Below are 21,133 nucleotides of genomic sequence, written 5' to 3'. Positions count from 1 at the left end.
TTGTAAGAATCTTAATCTGATTACTTCGTATATTTCTGTTGGTACTCAGCAATCATGTCAAATTCGTCCTTCAGCTGATGGTACACACGACTATAAATCGTTGTCAGCTCTTGGTAATGCTCATAATTCTCATTGTTGGTTTTATGGCTGTGCTGAATTTGCATCCATTGATGAACCGCCGAGAAATCTTTGATCTCGCCCATAGCTAACAATCCCAATTGTGCTGCACCCAAGCCTGAGCTTTCAATTGAGTTTGGAACAACAACGGAACTGCCAGTTACATCGGACATCATTTGCAGCCAGAAGCTTGAACGTGCGAAGCCGCCCGAAGCGCGAATTTCTTTGGTCGGACCAGAAAGCTCCTCCAAGGCAGTTAGCACCGATTGGATCCGGTACATCACACCTTCCATTACTGAACGGATCATATGCGTCTTCTGATGGTACAATGACAATCCGAAAAAGACGCCGCGAGCATTGGCATTCCAATAAGGAGCACGTTCACCGGCAAGGAGAGGCAAGAAAATCAGCCCATCAGAGCCTGCAGCGACTTCCTGTGCCAAAGAAGTCAAATAATCATATGGGTCCATACCCCTGCGACGTCCCTCTTCTGCCTCTGCAGTTGCCAGCTGATCGCGGACCCATCGGAACATAATGCCGCCGTTGTTAATAGCTCCGCCAACTACCCAGAAATCCTCCTTCAAGGCATAACAGAACAATCTGCCTTTCGGATCTGTTATAGGTTCGCGAACAACACCGCGTACAGCACCGCTCGTACCAATCGTCACAGCGTAGACGCCTTCTTCAAAAGCACCTACTCCAAGGTTAGCCAGAACCCCGTCAGAGGCTCCTACTACGAATGGAGTATCCACTTGAAGCCCCATCGCTTGCGCGTATTCCTGTTTCATGCCGGCAAGGTGATGAACCGTGGAAACGGGCTCAGACAATTGCTCGGGACGAACACCGCATGCTGCCAAAGCCTGTTCATCCCATTGAAGCTTGCGTAAATTAAACAAGCCTGTTGCACTGGCAATCGAGTAATCAATGACAAATTGACCGAACAGCTTGGCAAATACGTATTCCTTGATCCCAATAAATTTATAAGCTTGTTCAAAAATATCCTTACGGTTATCTCTGAACCACATAAGCTTAAGCAATGGCGACATCGGATGAATCGGAGTCCCGGTATTCAGATAGATCTGGTGTCCGTCCATCTCTTCTTTCAGTATGCGTGCATAGTCAACACTGCGGTTATCCGCCCAAGTGATGCATTGTGTTAGCAGATTCAAATCGCGATCAACCGCAATAAGGCTATGCATAGCCGAGCTGAACGAAACACATAGAATTTGGCTCGGCAATATTCGTGCTATTGCAATAACGGCTTGTATTGAGGTCAACACAGCGCGAAAAATTTCATCCGGGTCCTGCTCAGCCATATCCGGTCTTGGCGTATGCAGCGGGTACTCAACCGAATGCGATGCCAGCACGCGGCCGTCACGGTCAATTACAAGCGTTTTGGTGCTGGTAGTGCCGATATCTGCTGCTAAAATATAAGGCTTTTGAACAGACAAACTCATTTCACAAGATTCCCTTCACTGTCAAATTGCAAATCATACGGCTCGCTTAAAATTTCAATATCTGCATGCAGCTTAGCTTCCTCCAACAGATTTACTGAAATCTCGATTTCACCTAAATGCAGCGTATCTTGAATGCGAACCAATCTGCATTTCGTATAATCCAAAATATTGCAAGTTTTCACGCCCGCTTTAATCGCATAGAAGTCATTATCCAATGTGCTCGCTATTTTGGTTGGTGCACACACTGTCGATGTAAGCCCATTGACCACAGTTGCATGCAGGTCTGTCTTATCAACAAGACGTTGTGTTGTAAAATCCGCTGTGCCTACTCCATTCGCATTCCCTTTTGTTTCAGGCGTCAAATCAAGGACTACCATCTTCGAAACATCAGGTCCGCCATGCGCATAAGGAGTTGGATAACGGCCTGTAATATTCGGATCCATACCATCGCCGCTTATGTTCTTACCGATATAATCAATTACGAGCACATCGACTTGATCAAACAAAATTTTGGGCAAACGTGCTTTCGCCTCGACAAGCAGCTCCACTTCACGTGCTTCAATCTCAGCCGCTGGCAGCACTTCAATGCGGCAGGTCTCGTCATAGGCATTCTCGACCAAGGCCACTCCAAAAACAATCGGCAGCTTGTCAATCATAATTTTGGCCATAGCAGGCACGTTCTCAGCCATGTATTTGAAGCCAAGCTGATGGCAAGCTTCTGCACCTTTTTGCTTGCCCAGCCCTATCGCGATCATTTTCATAATACCGCTCTCAATAGGTCCACGGAAAGCCGTGTGAGGCTTAACACGATTTATAACGACAATTGCGTCGGCTGTGGAAGCGATCTGATCGACATAGACCGGCAATCCGTTAGGCAGCTCATCGAGCTTGATTACTTCCATCGAAGAGCGGATTGGAGCGCCCATAGCCTCCTCTGTAACGCCTAAATGATGCAATACGTCCTTTTGTCCTTCGGCTGTTGCACCGCCATGGCTGCCCATGCACGGAACGATGTATGGATGGCCTCCGGCTTTTTTTATAGCATCAATTGTCACTTTTGTAAATAACGCAATATTAGCAACGCCTCGGCTGCCTACAGCAACTGCTACTTGCTGACCTGGTTTAATCTGATCTATCGCACCTGGCTTTTGCAGCTCGTTCTCAAGCCCACCTGCCAAGTCTTCCAATTTTGTGCCGTCAAACTTCTGACGAATTTTTACCATTTGCGGTATTGGAATGTCCTCAAGCACTTTTCTCAGTATACTCATAATCATGCGCCTCCTGTAATCGATTTAACGGAATCTCTAATCACAAGCTCCGTATGGAATAGAATCTTGTCTTTCTCGATCTGCTTGGTGTCAATGAAGGTCAGCAGCTTGGCTGCTCCTTCTCTGCTGATCTGTTCGATGGGTCTGCGAACGGTTGTCAAGGCTGGAGACATAAATCCGGAAAAAATATGATCATCGAAGCCTACAACCGAGATATCACCTGGAACAGTAAGCTGCTTCTCCGTAATTGCCTTAATAGCACCTAGCGCCATGTCGTCATTGCAGCAAAAAACCGCCGTAGGCCTAGCCTCCAGCTTCAACAGATGATTCATAGCCGTATAGCCGCTTTCCAAATCATAATTGCCATGCACCTGATAATCTTCACGTAAAGGAACCTGGTTATGATTCATAGCTTCAAGATAACCATCTAGACGAGATTGTGTAGATTTGAAATTTTGTTTCCCTTCTATAATAGCAATATCTCTGTGACCTTGGCGAATTAAATATTCGACGATTCGGTAAGCACCGCCCTGATCATCAGGAATCAGATTCATAACCTGAACATTGTCAATCTCCCGATTTAGTACAACCAAAGGAATTTCCTTTTCCGCTGCATATTCAATAAAAGATTGATCACTTGAGCTCTGACTCATAACAATTATACCATCATAGCTTTTTCGATTTACTTTCTGAAAACTTGTGTAATCATCAATTCCGCGTACTATCAAATTAAACTGATCTTTAATGACATCATTTACACCCTTGACAGCCTCATAAAGAAAGCCTGCCGAGGTGCCCGTATGGAGAGTTGAAAAAAAAAGTCCCAAGTTGTACGATCTATCCAATACAAGACTTTTTGCATTATAGTTGGGTGTATAATTTAGACCGATGGCAAGCTGTCTAATTCTTTCCTTCGTCTCTTGATTTATAAGAGGGCTATCATTCAACGCCCTGGAGACAGTTGTATGAGACACGTTGGCCAGCTTGGCAATATCCTTTATTGTAACAGTCAACTCTTACCACCTCAGGTTTTATAATATCATACAGCTGCACACGTTAACAACGATCATTTTTTGCGCAGTATGCACTTGTTTTGCTGTATTTTATCATAAAAAAGGTCTGTGCATCTACACAGACCTCGTCAATCATCTAATCTACATTTCCAGCAGCAGCATCTCATGCCTTAATTCCAACAACCTTTCTTTACTCGATCTGATTGCTTCATTGTCTTTGGACTGAATGGCATCATGAAGTGTGGCTAATTCATAGTCAAGCTCCAACCGAAGCACGGGAATACGTTCGTCAGGACGCTTGGATTTGAACGCTTGCATCATTTCCTCTACCGTAACAACCGGCTCCTTCTGAAATAATACTTTATGTTCGACTCCAGAAATTTCAACCATGCGGATAATTTCCCCAAACATAATATTTTCAATCAATATTTGACGGTCCTTAAATCGTTTCACAACAGCGTGCCCTCGAGTATCGCCAATCATTTTTTCCATCAATTCCGCCAGCTTCTCATCTTTAAAGGAATAATTGCCAACAATTTTGTAACGTTCCCCAATGCGTTGAAACTTAAGCTTCACCAGCTTCCTTCCAGTTCGGATTGAAACAATAAATTGCTGCTCGCTTTCATTCCAATATAAAGAATAGCCCTCCTGAATTAACGCTTTGATGAAATTACGGATTAGCCGACGGTCAAATCGTAACTCAAGGTTGCAATATTCCACTTCATGACTCTTACTCACGGCAATCCCCTCCCAAAAATGGCACTCCATACATATTTTGATAGAATTTTCAGATAATTCAGTTACTTACTTCTATCTTATTATGAATCATATGATTTAGCAACTTGGTTTATTGACCTTTTTACTTTTTTATTTTAACCATTTTTTGAACAGGACAAAACCAAGGTGTACAATTTATGACTTACTCCAAAAAGACCGGCTCCCTCTATAGGGATCGGTCTATATTATCACAACATTGGGCTTTATGGCTTTACAGGGTCAAGTACCTTTTTGGCTTCCTCCTCGGTCTTTCTTCTCTCTTTGATATCCAACTGCTCATTTAAATCAGTCATGGCGTGGGTATTAATTGTGTAACCATCGCTATCGAGCTCTCTTTTGGTCAAAGTCAGTTTAGTTCGAACATAACGGTTGTTTATATATTTGTCAAAATAGGTGGTTTGATAATATATATACTGATATTCATTTTCGTTTTCAGTCTTTTCCACGATAATTGGCTTGGAGGTATACTTGAATCCTCTATCCCTGTCCTTATTATCTTTGTTTTGAGAATTCATTGTAGTTTTTATGTAATTTTGAAGAGCGTCGAGCTTCTTTGTATTAAGTTCCCCTGCTATTACATACCGATCAGCGCTTGAGCTTCTGGTTTGGGTCGGCAGCTGTTTCACAAATTGCTTTAATTCGGTTTCAGTCACATACAACTCTTCGGTCAACATTTCCTTCGACTTTTTCATCCCGCCCGTTTCGATCCCCATTTTCCTCAAATCCGACAGACGGTAATAAAGAAGCCGATTAGATATATTATTCTTATCTTCTGCATTTGTTAGTAACAACGGATACTCAGCACCCAAATAATTGACCATAATAGAATAAGGGTTCTTAAACTTAAACTCATCCGTCGTAAGATCCTTCTCATCTACAACCTGCTCGGGATTAATGCGACTGTTAATATAAATGGTTTTATTGACGTCCTTATAAAGGATATTCGCGCCAAGCAAGTTTCCTAATTCCTTTAATGGCAAATAGCTCGCGTCCTGGTAAATAAGCGTTGGGCCATCCAGCTTAACTGGAGTTCCATCCACTACAATATTGAAATCGGGTCGCAAATAAGCTTCCACTCGCTGAAGCACATCTTCTGCAAATACACCTGCGGTGAAAGTGCTGCCTAGCAGCGTTCCAGCGATAAGCACACGTTTCCATTGCTTCATAAATTATCCAAACCCTTTCTTAATAAATTTGCAAAAAAAACCATCCTCCTATAATTCGCCATGTATTGACATTTTTCCTCTTTAAATTTTTTATTGACAAAAGCTTTAATTCCGATAAAATAGGTTGGTATAAGAAAACTTCTTATGGCGAAAGAAACTCTAAAACAATTTTGCTTGATCTTACATAAGAAAAGTACCATTGTTGGGACTTTAGGGGGAGTGAATCAATTTGATCGAAATCAAGGATGTAAGCAAAACCTTTCATCAGCGTACTGGCGGTACGTTTACTGCTATTGATAACGTATCTCTTTCCATTAAAAAAGGGGAATTCGTTTCATTGCTGGGACCGTCGGGATGCGGAAAGTCAACGCTCCTAAATTTGGTCGCAGGCTTGGAGCAAGCACAGCAAGGAGTTATAACCGTAAACGGTAGACCCTGCAGTACACCAGGCCCGGACCGCGTTGTTGTGTTTCAGGAACATGCCTTATTTCCTTGGTTAACTGTATTGGATAATGTTGCTTTCGGCTTAAAACAAAAGGGAGTTTCAAAAAAAGAACGTGAAGAGCTCGCAATGGAGCAGATAAAATCCGTTCATTTAAGCAAATTTGCTGACCGCTATCCACACGAGCTTTCGGGCGGGATGAAACAAAGAGCAGCAATTGCCCGCGCTTTGGCTATGGACCCGGAGATATTGCTCATGGATGAACCGTTCGCAGCACTTGATGAGCAGACAAGGCTCATTTTGCACAAAGATCTGGAAGAAATCTGGATGCGCACACAAAAAACAATACTGTTTATTACACATAATATTCGTGAAGCCGTTATCCTCTCCGACCGTGTTCTTGTTATGTCGACCCGTCCGGGTACGATCAAGAAAGAATTTTCAGTTCGCGCCGCTCGCCCAAGAGATTTGGCCGATCCGATACTCCACCACGTGGAAAACAGCATCATGGAAGCCCTCGCTGATGAGCTGGAAAAAGTGGTAAAGGAGGAAATGGGCGATGAGTACAGCATTAAGAAGAACACTCTTTCTAGTTCTGCTTCTGATAGCTTGGGAGGCGGGATTTAGAATCTTTGATTGGGGCTGGAAGTTTCCTTCCGTTGTCCAAACCTTTCAGGCCTTTTACGATGGTCTTGTCCACGGACGGCTGCTCGAAGCAACATATGAAAGCTTGCGCCGCTTGTTAACCTCATTCGTAATATCGATACTAATCGGTACTACGCTTGGATTCCTGTTTGCAAGATATCGTTTGCTTGATGACACTCTTGGCTTTTTGGTTGTTGCACTGCAAACCATTCCAAGTATCGCGTGGCTCCCATTCGCCATTATATGGTTTGGAATGAATGACTTTTCAGTTATTTTCATCACCACTCTCGGAGCAACCTGGACCATGGCAATGTCCAGCCGTACTGGAATTATGAATATTCCTCCCATCTATATTAAAGCTGCACAAACTATGGGCACAGGAAACGGCTTCCGAATGTTTTACCAAGTTATGGTTCCCGCAGCTTTCCCGCATATGATTACAGGGGTTCGTGTTGCCTGGGCGTTTGCATGGCGGGCACTGGTAGCCGGCGAGCTGATTGCCAAAGGTGTCGGGCTCGGACAATTGCTTCAGGACGGCCGCAATCTCGCCGATACGGCGTTGATGTTATGTATCGTTATTATTATCGCGGCTCTAGGTACCCTTTCCGACCATTTCTGCTTCAAAAGGCTGGAGGATACCATATTAATACGGTACGGATTAGCCGGTCAGAAGAAGTAACAATTACTGAATGTGCGACCTGTCCAGCTAGATGAACAGGCGATATTAAAAAGGAGAGAATACAATGAAAAAAAATATGTCCTTACTTTTAGCTATTATGTTGGTTACCGTGCTGGTGTTATCCGCTTGCGGTAAAAAAGAAGAACCGGCCAAGGATGGGGCCGCAGGAGGAACGAAAGCTTCCGCACCTGCATCTACGGTTAGACTCGGTATTTTTAAAAACGTCACTCATGCACCTGGTTATGTTGCTTTAGAGCAAGGCTTGTTCCAGAAATATTGGGGTGAGAACGTCAAAATTGAAGTTACTGCCTTCGATAACGGTTCCGACTTCTCGACAGCACTTGCTACAGATCAAATCGACTTAGGCTACACAGGTCCTGGTCCTGCTACAAACCAATTTCTTAAAAGCAAAAACTTCCGTATCGTCTCCGGTTCAAATAACGGTGGAGCGGTGCTTGTAGCTGCCAAGGACTCCGGCATTTCAAGTCCAAAGGATTTGTTAGGTAAAACAGTTGCCATTCCAACTAAAGGTAGCACCAATGAAATTTCACTTCGTTTATTGCTTAAAGAGAATAACCTTAATGTAACAACGGATAAAACAGGCGTTCAAATTATTGCACGTGCTCCAGCGGATACACTAATCGCAATGCGCCAGAAAGAAATTGAAGCTACATTGGTACCTGAGCCTTGGGGCACTCAAATGGAGCAAGAAGGAGTAGGCAAAATCATCGTTGACTGGAACAAAATTCCACCGAACAATGGAGACTACCCTCTAACGTTGCTTGCTGCCAGCGACAAGTTTTTGAAAGAACACCGCGATATGGTTAAGCAAGCGATTAAAGCAAACGCAGACGCTGTTGATTTCATCAAGAAGAATCCGGACAAATCTTATGAGCTAATCAATAACCGCCTTAAAGCGTTAAGTGGCAAAGGTATGGAGATCAATCTGATCAAAGCGGCTATCTCCCGTCTGAATTTGACTACAGATGTTAATAAAGCAGCTATTGAGGAAATGGCAAAGGTGTCCATCGATGCCGGTTATATCAAAGATATCAAAAAAGAAGAATTGGATCTGAGCAAATTTCTGGATCTGAGCTTACTTGAAGAAGTAAAAGCTGGAAAATAAGTTGAGTTAGAAGAACCCGTTATCCATCATCGTAATAGATGTTGGATAACGGGTTTTCTTTTTTCATATACAAACAGCCCCGAATTATGCAATAGTATGCACAATTGGAGCTGCTCGACAATTCAGTACCCTTTTTATAACTATCTAGTAAGGCTTTGGAACCTCAATCTTATGCGTAACGCCGTCCTCAGTGAAGTACAGGTGCACACCATGTCCCTGATCGTCCATAAAGTACGAAACATACTTAGGTTCATCCTTACGAATCGGTACAAGTAAAGTTGCAATTCGATGGCTTCGCGCCGTACGCGTTGATGCCGTCAAATGCCACTGGCGATCCAAGCCTTCAATTTCCGAAGGATCCACATCGGTAAATTCACTGCTTTGCGACAGTTCCAAATCTCCTGAGGAGCTATATACAAAACGTCCGTCCATATCCGCCTTCTGTCCTCTTACCTTAAATGACTGCCCATCCAGCTTCATCTCATACAAGGTGTGGAATAACCAGTCGATTTTTCCAGGCTGGGATAAATCCACTTGATCAACAACTACGATATAAGACTCGTTGAAGAAATACAGCTCTCGTACATAACGCTCCAGATAAGGCACATTTTCCTTGTAAGCCGCTGTTGCGTTACAACGAGAATAAGTATAGGCAGGATGTGTTTGAACGTCCTCCACTATGCCGGATGCAGCCATATTCAGTACTTTATTTGTTCCCGCATATTGCCCTAGACCGTCAATTAACAGGTTGTTCGTTGAACGTGTCTGCCTGCGCCAATTCATATGCATCGTGCTGTTAAAAGCGATATAATAGCCGCTTTCAATCGCAAGCGGTTCCCCGTATGCATGGAGCAGGAAGCCGTTCTGGTCGCCATGACTATGACTAATAGAACCATATGGGCTGCTCTTGGTCAAAAGCATGATATGTTGATCAGGCTGGTCCATATTCGCGTGAAAGGCTACCCATCCGATATCACGGAACCATTTGACCGGTTCAATTTCCTTTGGCTGTTGAGCAGGAATGGATGGATAATCATTCAGGTAAACCATTTCGTCAAATCGGAAATCCCACCATCCGTAATTGTAGAACTTCATCTCTGAATCCGTATCGATCGCTTTTGTTTGCTCGAAATACCATTGATACAGTCCGTTGCCCGTAATGCCAGCAAATTGACGGATATTAAACCCTGTTTTCAAGCTGACAGGATCCCCAAGCGTGGATTGATCACCAAAGCTTGCGCGAAGCGTATCGGGACTGAAGCAATAGAGCGGATAATCACCTGTTTTTTGAAAAAATGGACGTTGGTAAAAATCAACCCCGGTATATTTTTTAAGCAAATTGATCGCTTCTGTTACAAATGCCATGCCTGTAGTCCAGTACATCGGCCCTTCAGCCCAGCCTCCGTCAATTCCACCCCACGGAGAATAGAGGCAAGCATAGTATTCTAAAGTATAGTTAAGCCATTGTTCTGCCTTCTCCTCTTCTCCAAGCATTGCAATGCAGCCTGGTACAAGTACAGAAGATAAAGAACGTACGGCATGACTATCAAAAGGAACATGATGGATTTTACTGCGCTCGATAACATGAAAGGCAATCTGCTCTGAACGAAGCAGCAGGTTTGTTCTTACAAGCTCACGCTCTTCATGTGACAGCTCGTTGTACAGCCAATCGTAACCCCAAGCCAATGCACCCGTGATCCGAAAGGATGCTTCATCATTGTAATCGCGGCTTGTCGTTCCATTGACTTCCCAGCTAGTAATATGAAGCAGCCAAGTTTTAGCGCGATCTATAAGGCTCTGATCTTCCAACACTACTCCGGCAACGCTTAAATGGCGAACCGCATAAAGTGCTTCCTGACAATCAATATACATTTGACGCCACAAGCTGGCTACACGTTTGTTGTTAGGATACGGCTGTGGTTCAGCAATAAGATCCCGTTCAATCCAAGGCTTAACAGAACGCTCATAGAATGCTTCCCATCCTACGGATACAGGGTTCTCTCTGACCTTGCGGCGAAAATCCGGCAGCTCACTAGCTTGCAACCACAGTCGTGGATGCTCCTTGGCAGCTTGCGCATATCTTACCCCTCTGCCAGCTAAAGGAGTCTCCGGTAAACCTTCAGTAACCGTAAAGCTGCGAATCGTACTCCATTCGGTTTGAAAAGCTATTCCATCTGGAGCTGCAGTTCCTTCTTCTTTTTCAAGAAGCAGGGCATAACGCCAATAATGCACTCCAGGCTCCAATACATGATCAGGCGTATATAAATTATAATCGATCGAGAGAACCGTCACTGTATCCTCCGTATTGAATTGGGAAGAACGTGAATACTGCAAAACATAGCGATCATGTTCTAATTGAGCGGGTATCCAAGTAAACCGCGGCGGATTTTCAATCAGAATAGATTGCTCATTCGGAGCATATTGGACGGTCAATACGCCGCTCTGCGGCTGGTATAGTGGTTTACTCATTGTCTTCCTCCCATGTCACTTTCAATCCTTGTTGTGCATCCAATTCACAAACAACTCTCTTTTGTTGATCCCCGATAATAATTCGCCCTGAGCCCGTTCCATCTGTTGCAGCAACGGATTGCCAGCTTACAGCAGGAGCAGAGTCAAGCTTATAAATATGAATAAAGCTGGCCTTTCGGCCGTTACGCCGGTGCAATAATCCGTTCAGCTGCTTACTAGGATCAACAGACGTTCCAGGTGTTGCGATCCGGTAGAGAGCATCTGCTTCACTATCGAACTGTACTGTCGATTGATACAATGTGCCAGATGCGGCATCCCCTAGGTTATAGCTAACTGTCAGCACGGGAGATGATTCTCCCGTTCCACTTCCGGCGTTTGCCGCGTAGCGATCAAGCAGCTCTATGCGGTCATAGCCATACTCCTTAGAACCTAATGTCTCCGAAGGATCGCCCTCGATACTAACCCAATTGCCCCCAACAGCTTCAGGCGATGCGATCGCATGCATCCACCAATCTATCGTTTGCTCATTGTCCAGACTAACTTCAAACCAGTCTAACAGCCATTCATCTGTCAGCAGCAAATGGCGTTCAAGCAAACTTCCCTCATAAGCACCTTCAGACTGCAGCCAAGCATAGACAGATTTTTCACTTTCGGTAAATTGCTTGCAGCGCCCTTCATGAATGGCCTGCGACTTACCTCCAACTGAAACTGTGTTGTGGCTAGCTGTCTCTGCAAACCATTCTTTACGCAGCGATGAACCATAAGGAACCATACCCAGATCAGGCGCAAATGCTCCGCCTTGATGCTGTAAACTTAGGTGCAGCTTGTCATAATGTCCATGAGAGCCGCCATGAGGACCGAAATCTACTAGAAATGACAATCCGTTATTCGAGTTCCTACCAACTGCGAATCCGGAATCAGCCAGAAGTAATGAGCTTCTGGCAGGCATGGAACCCGTCAAATCAGCATTCCCTTCGCCGTAGACTAGAGCCTCCAGCGAGATACGGGTGCGCTGCCCATCCATTTGCCGATAAGCTTCTCCCAAGATTGGCGCATAGGCTTCGTTACCATATGCGGCAAGTCCTATCTCCATAATCTCTGCAATCTCTCTAGCAAATGGTACCCTAGCTAGCGGACCGTCATGCAGTGCAGGAAGAACACCTTGATCATCGGAAAGTCCGACAAGCACATCGAACATTCCTTTCATCGACTGTCCCTGCTCACCTTCGGCATGATACAAATCAATATCGAAGCGCTGAGCCATCTCAGCAGAGATCAAATAAGCGCGTAATACAAAAATATGATAATAAGTGCTTCCTTCAAATTCGAATTGATCAGGCTTTACCCCGATCGATAAATGATGCTTCCAGCCTCCCTCATTTTCTATGAGGTCTACTAGCTGCTCGCGCTGCCCTTTTATTGTGTAGACGCAGGAAAGGGCAGCATTTAACCATGCTGTATAATTGTTCTCTGCATTTTTACGTTCATGAATTAATATATACCGATATTGTGTCATACTTGACTCAAGCATCGAAAGAAACATATCCAATGCGGCTTGTTCAGCTTTATCAAGAGTTATGCCTTCATCCTGAAGCAGCACATAGGCACGCAGCAGCGTAGTAGACCATATAGCTTCCGTTAGCGCTTGATGAAATGCTCTGCCCTTGAGCATCCAAGGCTGGGCGTCTGGATGCACCGGATATTGCGGGAACTGGTCTGCATAGCTTACGAGGATTCGCTTCGCGAGATCCGCATAAGCTTGCTCTTTGGTTCCCGCGTACACTGCTGCTGCTTGGAGTGCGACCCGGGCCATGGACTGGTGCTTAAACACCAGCCATGCGCCGCGGTAAGCATCTCCTTCTATGCGGCATCCATGAGGGCAGATGAACACATGCGCATCGCGTTCATTAGGATCGAACTCCAGCTCCGTGTGATGGGTCGGGCATACGTACTGATGCCACCAGCCACCGGGCTCTTGAGGGATATGCAGGCTGCCGTTAGCTTCCAGTTGATCAAGCTCAGCTTTTAGTGCTTGTAACGTTGGTCTTGCCCAAGTTGTGTTAGTTAGCTTCTCTGATATTCTCATCGAATGAACATCCCCCCGTTGATTTCTATCGTCTCACTTTCGATTTGTGCTGCATTTGTCACATCCGCCTGGAATAGCTCAGCTTGTCCTCCCGCTTGACGGATTAGCTTTACCGTTTCTTCGCCCTGCTCTTTGTTGTTTAAGTAGTTGACGCCTACTTTAGCGCCATTGGCAGCCAAAGCAATGGCAATAGCTCGACCAATCCCCACATTGGACCCTGGAACCAGAGCAATCTTGCCGTGTAATTGTGTACTCATTTATTACGTCCTCCTATCATTAGCTGCTTAACCAGCCTTTTATTTATCATTTAAATAGATCTCTTATTGGGCTTATCCGGCATAGTTAATATAAACCTGCTGCCCTTCCCCCACTCGCTTTCAATGCTCAAGCCATATTGCTCACCAAATACCATCTGAATTCTGCGGTGAACATTCATCAAACCGATACCGCCACGTCGATAGTAGCCGGATTGAGTTTCCTCCTCAGCCAATCGGTTCAGCATCAGCTGCTCCTTCAGCTGCTTTAGCCTGTCAGGGGCAATCCCTGCTCCATTATCCTCAACGATGACCTGGAATAACCCATTTCCCTTGTGTGCATCAATACTTATCTTATGATGAGCCTCGATGCCGTTAGGGAAAGCATGCTGAAAGCTGTTTTCAATAATGGGCTGCAAGGTCAGCCTTACCATCTTCTCGAGCAAAAGGGATGGCGGAATGATTACATCGAGCTCAAATTCTCGATCGATCCGGTGCTGTAAGATGATCAAATAATTACGTACATGATTCAATTCATTAGCAATCGTTATTTCTTCCAAATTAGTTTGAATCGAATAACGAAGCATAAAAGCCATCGCTTCAACCATCTCAGTTATCTCATGTGAATCCTGGACAATAGCGTAGCAATTGATCGTTTCCAATGTGTTGTACAGGAAATGCGGATTTATTTGCAGCTGCAGTGTTTGAAACTCGGCTCTATGCCGCTCAAGCTCAGCTTCTTGAATTTGTAGAGCTCCCTTCTGCTGCTGCAGCTCCGCCGCATACACTTTATCAATCATTTCCGATAAACGGGTCACCATTAAGTTATAGCTATGGATAAGCCCGCCTAACTCATCGGTTCGCCCATTTTCATCCAGATGCCGCCAGTTCCCTTTCTCCGTTTCCCGCATGCTTTCCTTTAATTCCCTAATCGGAGCCACAATGGACCGGCCAAATCTAAAGGCAAGCAGCAAAGCCAGTACCAGCGTAACTAAACCAACTACCAAGGTGACAGTACGGATCGTAGAGATCGGCTTGCGCAGCTCATCCAGCGGCATCGAAACAACGAGCCGCCAATTGGAATAATCGGATTTGCGTGCAACAAACATTCGGTTTTCACCTTGATATTTTGTTGTAAACACTTTATTTTCGCTATCGGATATATGGGTTGAAATTTCTTTAAACATGGCTTCATCAGGTTGGAAATTTGGCGGATGGTAGATCGGATTTCCATTGTCATCCATAATAAAAAAATAGCCGTCTTTGCCAATATTCACCCGATCCCAAATTTTGGCCAGCTCCTGCAGCTTAAATTCAATGGCAACAAGCCCTCTATTTCGGTCGTATGAAGCGCCGCGAACCTTCCGCACCATTGTAACAACAGTTCCCTGATCCTCAGGTCGGATGCTGGTATTAAGCAGAACTATTTTATTGTTGTCAGGTGCCGATTTCATCAGAAAGTCGTATTTCTCAGGAAGCAGGCTAGCATCTAGAGATAAAAAGTTCTGATTGTCATATATAACCGATCTGCCCTGTTGGCCTACAACGTAAATCGCATTTAGCTGCTTATAAAGCGTAATAATCGATTGAACCGATTTCGAGGCAAAAGTTCTAATTTGATCGGAGTAATAATAATACTCATACACATCATCTTTTCCGATTTCAAAAAAAGCTCTTACATCCGAATTGGATGAAAATGAATTGCTAAGCAGCTCATAGGTTTGCAAATAAATATCGGTTTGATAAGCTGCATTATCAATCATTTGATCCATATACTGCTCAACCTGGTGATCCAACGCGCGTGACGATTGAACATAGGAGACAATCCCGACGGATGCTAGCGATAGCACAATAACAATTGAGAAGTAAAAAAAAACTTGTCCGGACAGCGATCGTCTCTTCATTATTCAATCCCCAGCTTGTTCCTGAATTCAGATGGCAATAAGCCTGTGTATTTTTTAAACGTTTTAGTAAAATGAGGATGATCCGCATAACCAACTTCACCTGAAATATCGGTAATTCGGTAGTGCGGCTGTGCGAGCAATTTTTTGGCCTTTTCAATTCGTCTGCGAGTACGATATTGGACAAAGGTTTCCTGTGTCGATTGTTTGAACAGTTGGCTAAAATAAGAGGCGTTCAGCCCAATTCGGTCAGCGACCTCCTCTAGTGACACTTCCTCAGCCAAATGATCTTCTATATAATGCTTGGCTTCCTCTACAGGATCCCGCAGCTTTCCCTTGCGTTTAATTCGCAAATCCTGAAATAAGAGCTCCAGGCTGGCTTCAAACCGTGTCCATGCCTCGTCTATACTCGAAACATCATACAGCTGCAACCGCTCCGAAAATGAAAATACATCTCTTTCATTCAAACGTTTATTCAGCAGTACCGAAAATTCGCCCAATAAATCAACCAGCTGGTTCAGCCGAAGGTTATAAGAAGTAAGCTCTCTACGAGCTTTGAGCAGAAGCTCTAACAAAACGGTGTGCTTAAGCGACCAGATTGCATCCTCAGCTACAGCCACCCATTCTTCCAACCGATTAACCGAAACAAATGCCTGAGTCATTTGCTTGGCACGAAGATGTGCAAGCTTAACCAAGGCAGTTTCAACTGCTTTCTTATTAATAGGCTTTAAAATATATTCTTTGACTCCATAAGAAACACATTTTTGTGCATATTCAAAATCATTATAACCGGATACCACTACAATATGGATGTCAGGATCAAGCTCCGCAACTTGTCTGCACAGCTCCAGTCCGTCCATTTTGGGCATGCGGATATCGGTAAATAAAAAATCGGGACGCTCCTCTTGAATCTGCTGCAATGCGTCCGCCCCGTTCTCTGCAAGCCGCAAGCTCGCAATAGGCTGACCGGATTGCTGGATCAGCTTCTGCAGTCCTTTACGGATCATCGGTTCGTCATCTGCAATCAAAATTCTGAACATAAGGAACACCCCTTATTCTGGTGAAGTAGCTAGTAGTTAGTCTTAGTATAGTATACATGGCCTAATGCTGAATAGTTGTAATAAAAACTCACTCCCCACGCTGGTTAGACGTGAGGAGTTGAGGACGAATGTTGTTAGCCCGTGCGCTGCGTAGAAATGGCTGATATTAGCGGCGCGGCATGCTGATCGTTACACTCGGATCTTTTTTATTAAATTTCTCAGTTGCTTCTTTAATTACGTCGTTACCGCCTTTGGACTTCCACTCTTCAAGCACCTTCGGCCAATCGGAGATCGGCTCTTTGCCGTAAACCATTTTGACCATATGCTGAAGAATTACAGGAGGTGCAGTATCGGAAGCAGGCGTAATATCAGGATTTTTCATGTAAGCATCCAGACCTGGATCGATTTGAATACCATCGCGGCCTTCTTTTGCAAGCATATTATCATAGACGCTCATAAGTTTCTTACCTTCTTCGGTCATGCTAAGAGTACCTTTGTTGTAAGTAGTGTCTTGTACCATCCACAAGAAGGCTTGACGGTAACGCTCTTCGTCTACAGCTGCTGGATCCGTAGGTGCTTTGTAGTTGATTTTACCGTTTTCAGTAGTGTAGTTTTCACCTTCAACACCAAATGTAAAGAATTTCTCAGCTTCATCAGACAGCATCCAGTCATAGAATTTAATGATAGCTTCTGGATTTTTTGCTTTTTTGTTAATGAACCATGCGCGGGTTACAGAATTGTACAAATAATGGCCACCCTTGCCATCAGGTCCTGTCGGGGAAGCGATAAGCTCAATTTTGGCAGTTGGAACGTTAGCCTTCAATTGTTGTTCCCATTGCAAAGCTTCGTTAGCATTCATAGACCAGATTCCTGATTTACCAGCAAGAACCGAGTTTTTATAAACAGTCGGGTTAATTGTAGCAAACTCTTTATTGATCAAGCCTTCATCGAACATAGTTTTATACGTTTGCAACGCTTTCATCATGTTGTCACTGTTGAAAAACTTAGGTACGATTTGATCGCCTTGCTGTGTCAACATGGATAAGTAAGGGAATGCATCATATGCCCCAAAGAATGTATCGGCATACTTGAAGTTTTCACGGCCCTGGTAAGGATTCTCAACACCCATTTCCTTGAACTTACGCATGACGTTCAAGTACTCGTCCACTGTTTTAGGAATTGGCAATCCGGCTTTATCCAGCAAGTCTTTACGAATTGCAGTAGTACGGCGGGAAGGATTGGACAAGAACTCAGGAATTGCATAAATCTTGCCATTCAAGGTCTCTTTCTGCCAAGCTTCTTTTGGAATCTTTTTCAATAAATTTTGACCATACTTTTGCAAAAGATCATCAAGCGGCAAGAACACTCCGGCTTGAACGGAACCAGCCATCTCTTTACCTGTTGTACCTCCACTACCTTGTACAACATCCGGGATGTCGTTGGTTGCAAACATTTGAGCCATCTTCTGCTCAAACTCTTTGTGAGGAACAAGCACGATATCCAGATCGGTATTTGTTTTTTGCTCCAATAATTTAACCCATTTATCCTCATTGATATTGGGCGATTTCTCTACGTGATTAAATGCCAATGTACGCATGGAAATGGAGAACTTCGCTTTCTCTCCTGGTTTGCTCCCTTGTGTTGCTGGTGCTTCTTGCGGCTTAGAACAAGCGGAAAGCGTGCTTACTGCCAGCACAGATACCATACTTACTTTTATCCATTTTTTCATTTTTATACCCCTTTTCTCTCAACATGTTTGTCTTTGCAATTATGTTAATAGCGCTTTCACACAATAACTACATTGTAGTGCGGTCTTCTACGATGAACAATGGAGTGACTTTAGTTGCAGTTGTATTTTCTTTAGATTAAGAATTTAAGCTTATAAGACTTTAGGACTTGACAGAACCGATCATCATCCCTTTAACAAAGTGCTTTTGCAAGAATGGGTAGATCAATACAATCGGAACCGTTGCGATAATAATAGTCGCCATTTTAATCCCTTCAGGATTGGAGTGAACCAGTGAACTGAATTGGGATGCTGATGGATCGATATTAATATCGTCAGCCGTAATTAATTGGCGAAGCTTTACTTGGAGCGGCCATAAAGTCGGCTTGTTCACATAATAGAGAGCGGCCATGTAAGTATTCCAATGTCCTACCGCGTAGAAAATTCCTAATGATGCCATAACCGGCTTAGATAAAGGCAGCACGATATTCCAAATCATTCTCAGCTCTGTGCAGCCATCAATGCGGCCAGAATCAATGATTTCCGGAGGGATTTGCATAAAGAAAGCTCTCATTACAAAGAAGTTGAACGCACTGATAGCTCCTGGAATCAAAAGCGCCCAAAGTGAATTTGTCAAACCCAAGCTTTTCATCAAAATAAAGTTAGGAATCAACGGAACACTGAATACCATTGTGATCAGGACAAAGAATACTACATATTTTCTTCCCATATACTCTTGTCTTGAAACAGGATAGGCCAGTGAGGCTGTCGCAATCAGATTGATAATAGTACCTACAACTGTAATATAAACAGTAACAGCAAATGATCTCCAGATTGAAGCATCGCTAAAAACGTACTGATAATTAATCCAAGTGAAATCTACAGGAAGGAAAAATACTTTCCCTGTAACTACGGCTTCCGAATCACTTAAAGATTGAGCCAACACATTCAAGAAAGGTAGAAACATAAGCAATGCCAAAATGGTCAAAAATGTAATATTAAATACATTGAAGGTTTGCTGCCCCACGCTCAATTTCCTCATTCAAGTCACCCCCTTAATAAAGGCTCTCGCCCGTTGTTTTTTTGCTTAACATATTACCGATGACGATCAGGAGTAAACCTACAATAGATTTAAAAAGCCCAACCGCAGTTGTGTAGCTGTATTGTTGGCCTAACAAGCCGGCCTTGTACACATACGTATCTAAAATTTCCCCATTATTGATATTTAAAGGATTCAAGAAAACATATACGCGTTCGAAGCCTAAATCAAGGAACTTACCGATATGAAGCAAGAACAAAATCATAATAGTAGGCATTAAGGAAGGCAATGTAATAGAAATCGTCTGCCGCCAGCGGCTAGCACCGTCAACTTCAGCAGCTTCATACAAATCCGGATTAATACCAGCCAATGCAGCCAAGTAAATAATAGTACCATAGCCGGAATCTCTCCAAATACCAGAACCAATCAATACGGAACGAATGTAGGATTCTTCACCTAGAAAATAAACAGGGTCATAACCCAGCCAGCTGATGAAGTGATTCACAATTCCTGTTGAAGGGGACAAAATACCGATTGCAATCCCACTTACGATAACCCAGGACAAGAAATGCGGCATATAAACAACCGTTTGCAAAACCCGCTTGTACAGTACCAGTCTCAGTTCATTCAGCAGAAGAGCTAGAACGATCGGAGCAGGGAAACCTAGCACTAAATCGTACAAACCTAGAAGTAAAGTATTATTCAAAATATTAATGAAATCATAATGCGCGAACATTCTTTGAAAATGCTCAAGTCCAACCCATTTACTACCGAAAACCCCTTGAAAAATATTGTAATCTTGAAATGCGATAATGGAGCCAAAAAGCGGGACATACTTGAAAATAATAAAATAGATAATCCCTGGCAAAGAAATCAAATAGAGCGCTCTATATTTCCACATAAAGCTTAGAAAGCTCTTTTTCGTTATTGACTTGTAGCTTACTTGATCAGATGCCTGCACTTTACTAGCCATTGAATGGCCTCCTTCTTAAATAATGTCGCTTGCCTTATTTGGTTAGTCTTATCCTAACCTTATAAAAGCGATCCAACAATGGATTCCCTTTTTCACTACTTGTGTTTTTTTTAGGTCACCGGTCAAATTTCGACAAATACACATACAGAGCTCCCCTGTTTTGTTTTTAATATGCTATAGTATGGGTTAGCAAAGTTTACTAATAACAAATCAAGAATTAGAGAATACTTGTGCAGTAATTTTTAGGAGGACCCTATCATGACATTTTCAGGCTTTACACAAACCGACTTTGATGTATTTACCATCCCTGGACTTGAGGCACGAATGGAAGGTATTCAAGGACATATTCAACCGAAATTTAAAGAGCTGGGCAAAGAGCTCTGTGACGAAGCCGCTATGCTGGCAGGCAATGAAATGTTTCTGCATATTGCCAAGCATGCTCGCCGCAAAGTAAACGCCCCAGTTGATACATGGATGGCTGTATGCGATAATAAACGCGGCTATAAGCAGCATCCTCACTTTCAGGTTGGACTTTTCGATGACCGGGTATTTATATGGCTTGCTTTAATCTACGAGCTTCCCAATAAGCAAAACATTGCTCAACGATACTTGAACAACCTGAAGCAATTCCGAAGCAGCATCCCTAAGCAATACGTATTATCCTTCGACCATATGAAGAAAGACGCTATTGCATTTCAAGAGCTCAACGATCAACAATTAACGGAGGCGCTTTGCAGGTTCCGGGATGTTAAAAAAGCAGAGCTGCTTATTGGTCTTAACCTTGATTCCTCCAATCCCGTACTCACTGACGGCGACGCTTTTGTCAAGCTTGCCAAAGAGACGGTTACATCATTGATGCCGTTATACAAAATGGCTTGCCAGGCCTAAAAAATTAATCCAATTCTAAGGTTTTCTTAAAGTGCCTTTAAGCTTGTATGCATACGCTAGAAATGGT

The 21,133-nt window shown here is 43.6% G+C and carries 17 protein-coding genes; 4 read left to right on the top strand and 13 right to left on the bottom strand.

All coding sequences use genetic code 11. The annotated features are described in order from the left end of the window. Nucleotides 1-20 precede the first annotated feature (20 nt). The 5 genes from gntK to ACFQ0C_RS26635 form a co-directional block, all read right to left on the bottom strand. Nucleotides 21-1,574: a gluconokinase gene (gene gntK / locus ACFQ0C_RS26655; RefSeq protein ID WP_379371143.1), complete on the bottom strand. Its 1,554-nt coding sequence runs from the start codon at nt 1,572-1,574 to the stop codon at nt 21-23. Next, nucleotides 1,571-2,842: a nickel pincer cofactor-dependent isomerase, group 22 gene (locus tag ACFQ0C_RS26650; RefSeq protein ID WP_258215142.1), complete on the bottom strand. Its 1,272-nt coding sequence runs from the start codon at nt 2,840-2,842 to the stop codon at nt 1,571-1,573. Before ACFQ0C_RS26650 ends, gntK begins: the two co-directional genes overlap by 4 nt. A gap of 2 nt (nt 2,843-2,844) precedes the next feature. Continuing rightward, entirely contained in the window at nt 2,845-3,855 is a 1,011-nt protein-coding gene (locus ACFQ0C_RS26645; protein WP_379371141.1) for a LacI family DNA-binding transcriptional regulator, read from the bottom strand. 141 nt (nt 3,856-3,996) lie between these two features. Then, nucleotides 3,997-4,593 carry a hypothetical protein gene (locus ACFQ0C_RS26640; RefSeq protein ID WP_258215140.1) on the bottom strand — a complete coding sequence of 199 codons (597 nt, stop codon included), beginning with the start codon at nt 4,591-4,593 and terminating at the stop codon, nt 3,997-3,999. A 242-nt stretch (nt 4,594-4,835) separates the two neighbouring features. Next, nucleotides 4,836-5,798, bottom strand: a complete 963-nt coding sequence (locus ACFQ0C_RS26635; RefSeq protein WP_379371138.1) for a stalk domain-containing protein — start codon at nt 5,796-5,798, stop codon at nt 4,836-4,838. A gap of 229 nt (nt 5,799-6,027) precedes the next feature. Between ACFQ0C_RS26635 and ACFQ0C_RS26630 the strand changes: the two genes are divergently transcribed. The 3 genes from ACFQ0C_RS26630 to ACFQ0C_RS26620 all read left to right on the top strand — a co-directional run bounded on the left by ACFQ0C_RS26630 (nt 6,028) and on the right by ACFQ0C_RS26620 (nt 8,690). Continuing rightward, nucleotides 6,028-6,867, top strand: coding sequence for an ABC transporter ATP-binding protein (locus ACFQ0C_RS26630; RefSeq protein ID WP_258215138.1), 840 nt, complete (start codon nt 6,028-6,030; stop codon nt 6,865-6,867). Continuing rightward, nucleotides 6,800-7,564 carry an ABC transporter permease gene (locus ACFQ0C_RS26625; RefSeq protein WP_258215137.1) on the top strand — a complete coding sequence of 255 codons (765 nt, stop codon included), beginning with the start codon at nt 6,800-6,802 and terminating at the stop codon, nt 7,562-7,564. Before ACFQ0C_RS26630 ends, ACFQ0C_RS26625 begins: the two co-directional genes overlap by 68 nt. A 64-nt stretch (nt 7,565-7,628) precedes the next feature. Beyond that, the gene (locus ACFQ0C_RS26620; protein ID WP_258215136.1) at nt 7,629-8,690 is read left to right on the top strand and encodes an ABC transporter substrate-binding protein; all 1,062 of its coding nucleotides are present in this window, start codon (nt 7,629-7,631) and stop codon (nt 8,688-8,690) included. Between the two features lie 144 nt (nt 8,691-8,834). On the opposite strand, the gene ACFQ0C_RS26615 is transcribed toward ACFQ0C_RS26620, so the two are convergent. The 8 genes from ACFQ0C_RS26615 to ACFQ0C_RS26580 form a co-directional block, all read right to left on the bottom strand. Beyond that, complete coding sequence (locus ACFQ0C_RS26615) at nt 8,835-11,159, bottom strand: DUF4962 domain-containing protein (protein WP_379371135.1); 2,325 nt, start codon at nt 11,157-11,159, stop codon at nt 8,835-8,837. Continuing rightward, entirely contained in the window at nt 11,152-13,245 is a 2,094-nt protein-coding gene (locus ACFQ0C_RS26610; protein ID WP_379371133.1) for a heparinase II/III domain-containing protein, read from the bottom strand. The genes ACFQ0C_RS26615 and ACFQ0C_RS26610 overlap by 8 nt, the downstream gene beginning before the upstream one ends. Beyond that, nucleotides 13,242-13,502, bottom strand: a complete 261-nt coding sequence (locus tag ACFQ0C_RS26605) for an SDR family NAD(P)-dependent oxidoreductase (RefSeq protein WP_379371131.1) — start codon at nt 13,500-13,502, stop codon at nt 13,242-13,244. Before ACFQ0C_RS26605 ends, ACFQ0C_RS26610 begins: the two co-directional genes overlap by 4 nt. A 50-nt stretch (nt 13,503-13,552) precedes the next feature. After that, the gene (locus ACFQ0C_RS26600; RefSeq protein WP_379371129.1) at nt 13,553-15,403 is read right to left on the bottom strand and encodes a cache domain-containing sensor histidine kinase; all 1,851 of its coding nucleotides are present in this window, start codon (nt 15,401-15,403) and stop codon (nt 13,553-13,555) included. Continuing rightward, entirely contained in the window at nt 15,403-16,440 is a 1,038-nt protein-coding gene (locus ACFQ0C_RS26595; protein WP_379371127.1) for a response regulator transcription factor, read from the bottom strand. Before ACFQ0C_RS26595 ends, ACFQ0C_RS26600 begins: the two co-directional genes overlap by 1 nt. Nucleotides 16,441-16,606: 166 nt before the next feature. Beyond that, nucleotides 16,607-18,169 carry an extracellular solute-binding protein gene (locus ACFQ0C_RS26590; protein ID WP_379371125.1) on the bottom strand — a complete coding sequence of 521 codons (1,563 nt, stop codon included), beginning with the start codon at nt 18,167-18,169 and terminating at the stop codon, nt 16,607-16,609. A 160-nt stretch (nt 18,170-18,329) separates the two neighbouring features. Then, nucleotides 18,330-19,208 carry a carbohydrate ABC transporter permease gene (locus tag ACFQ0C_RS26585; RefSeq protein WP_379371123.1) on the bottom strand — a complete coding sequence of 293 codons (879 nt, stop codon included), beginning with the start codon at nt 19,206-19,208 and terminating at the stop codon, nt 18,330-18,332. 13 nt (nt 19,209-19,221) lie between these two features. Then, nucleotides 19,222-20,178 carry an ABC transporter permease gene (locus tag ACFQ0C_RS26580; RefSeq protein WP_258215128.1) on the bottom strand — a complete coding sequence of 319 codons (957 nt, stop codon included), beginning with the start codon at nt 20,176-20,178 and terminating at the stop codon, nt 19,222-19,224. A 258-nt stretch (nt 20,179-20,436) separates the two neighbouring features. Between ACFQ0C_RS26580 and ACFQ0C_RS26575 the strand changes: the two genes are divergently transcribed. Then, nucleotides 20,437-21,066, top strand: a complete 630-nt coding sequence (locus ACFQ0C_RS26575) for a YktB family protein (protein ID WP_379371121.1) — start codon at nt 20,437-20,439, stop codon at nt 21,064-21,066. Nucleotides 21,067-21,133: the final 67 nt, after the last annotated feature.

Origin of the sequence: Paenibacillus sp. GCM10027630, from assembly GCF_042676305.1 — a bacterium.
Classification (GTDB): Bacteria; Bacillota; Bacilli; order Paenibacillales; family NBRC-103111; genus Paenibacillus_S.
Note: the sequence above shows the minus strand (reverse complement) of the source record. Positions and strands in the feature narration are given on the sequence as shown.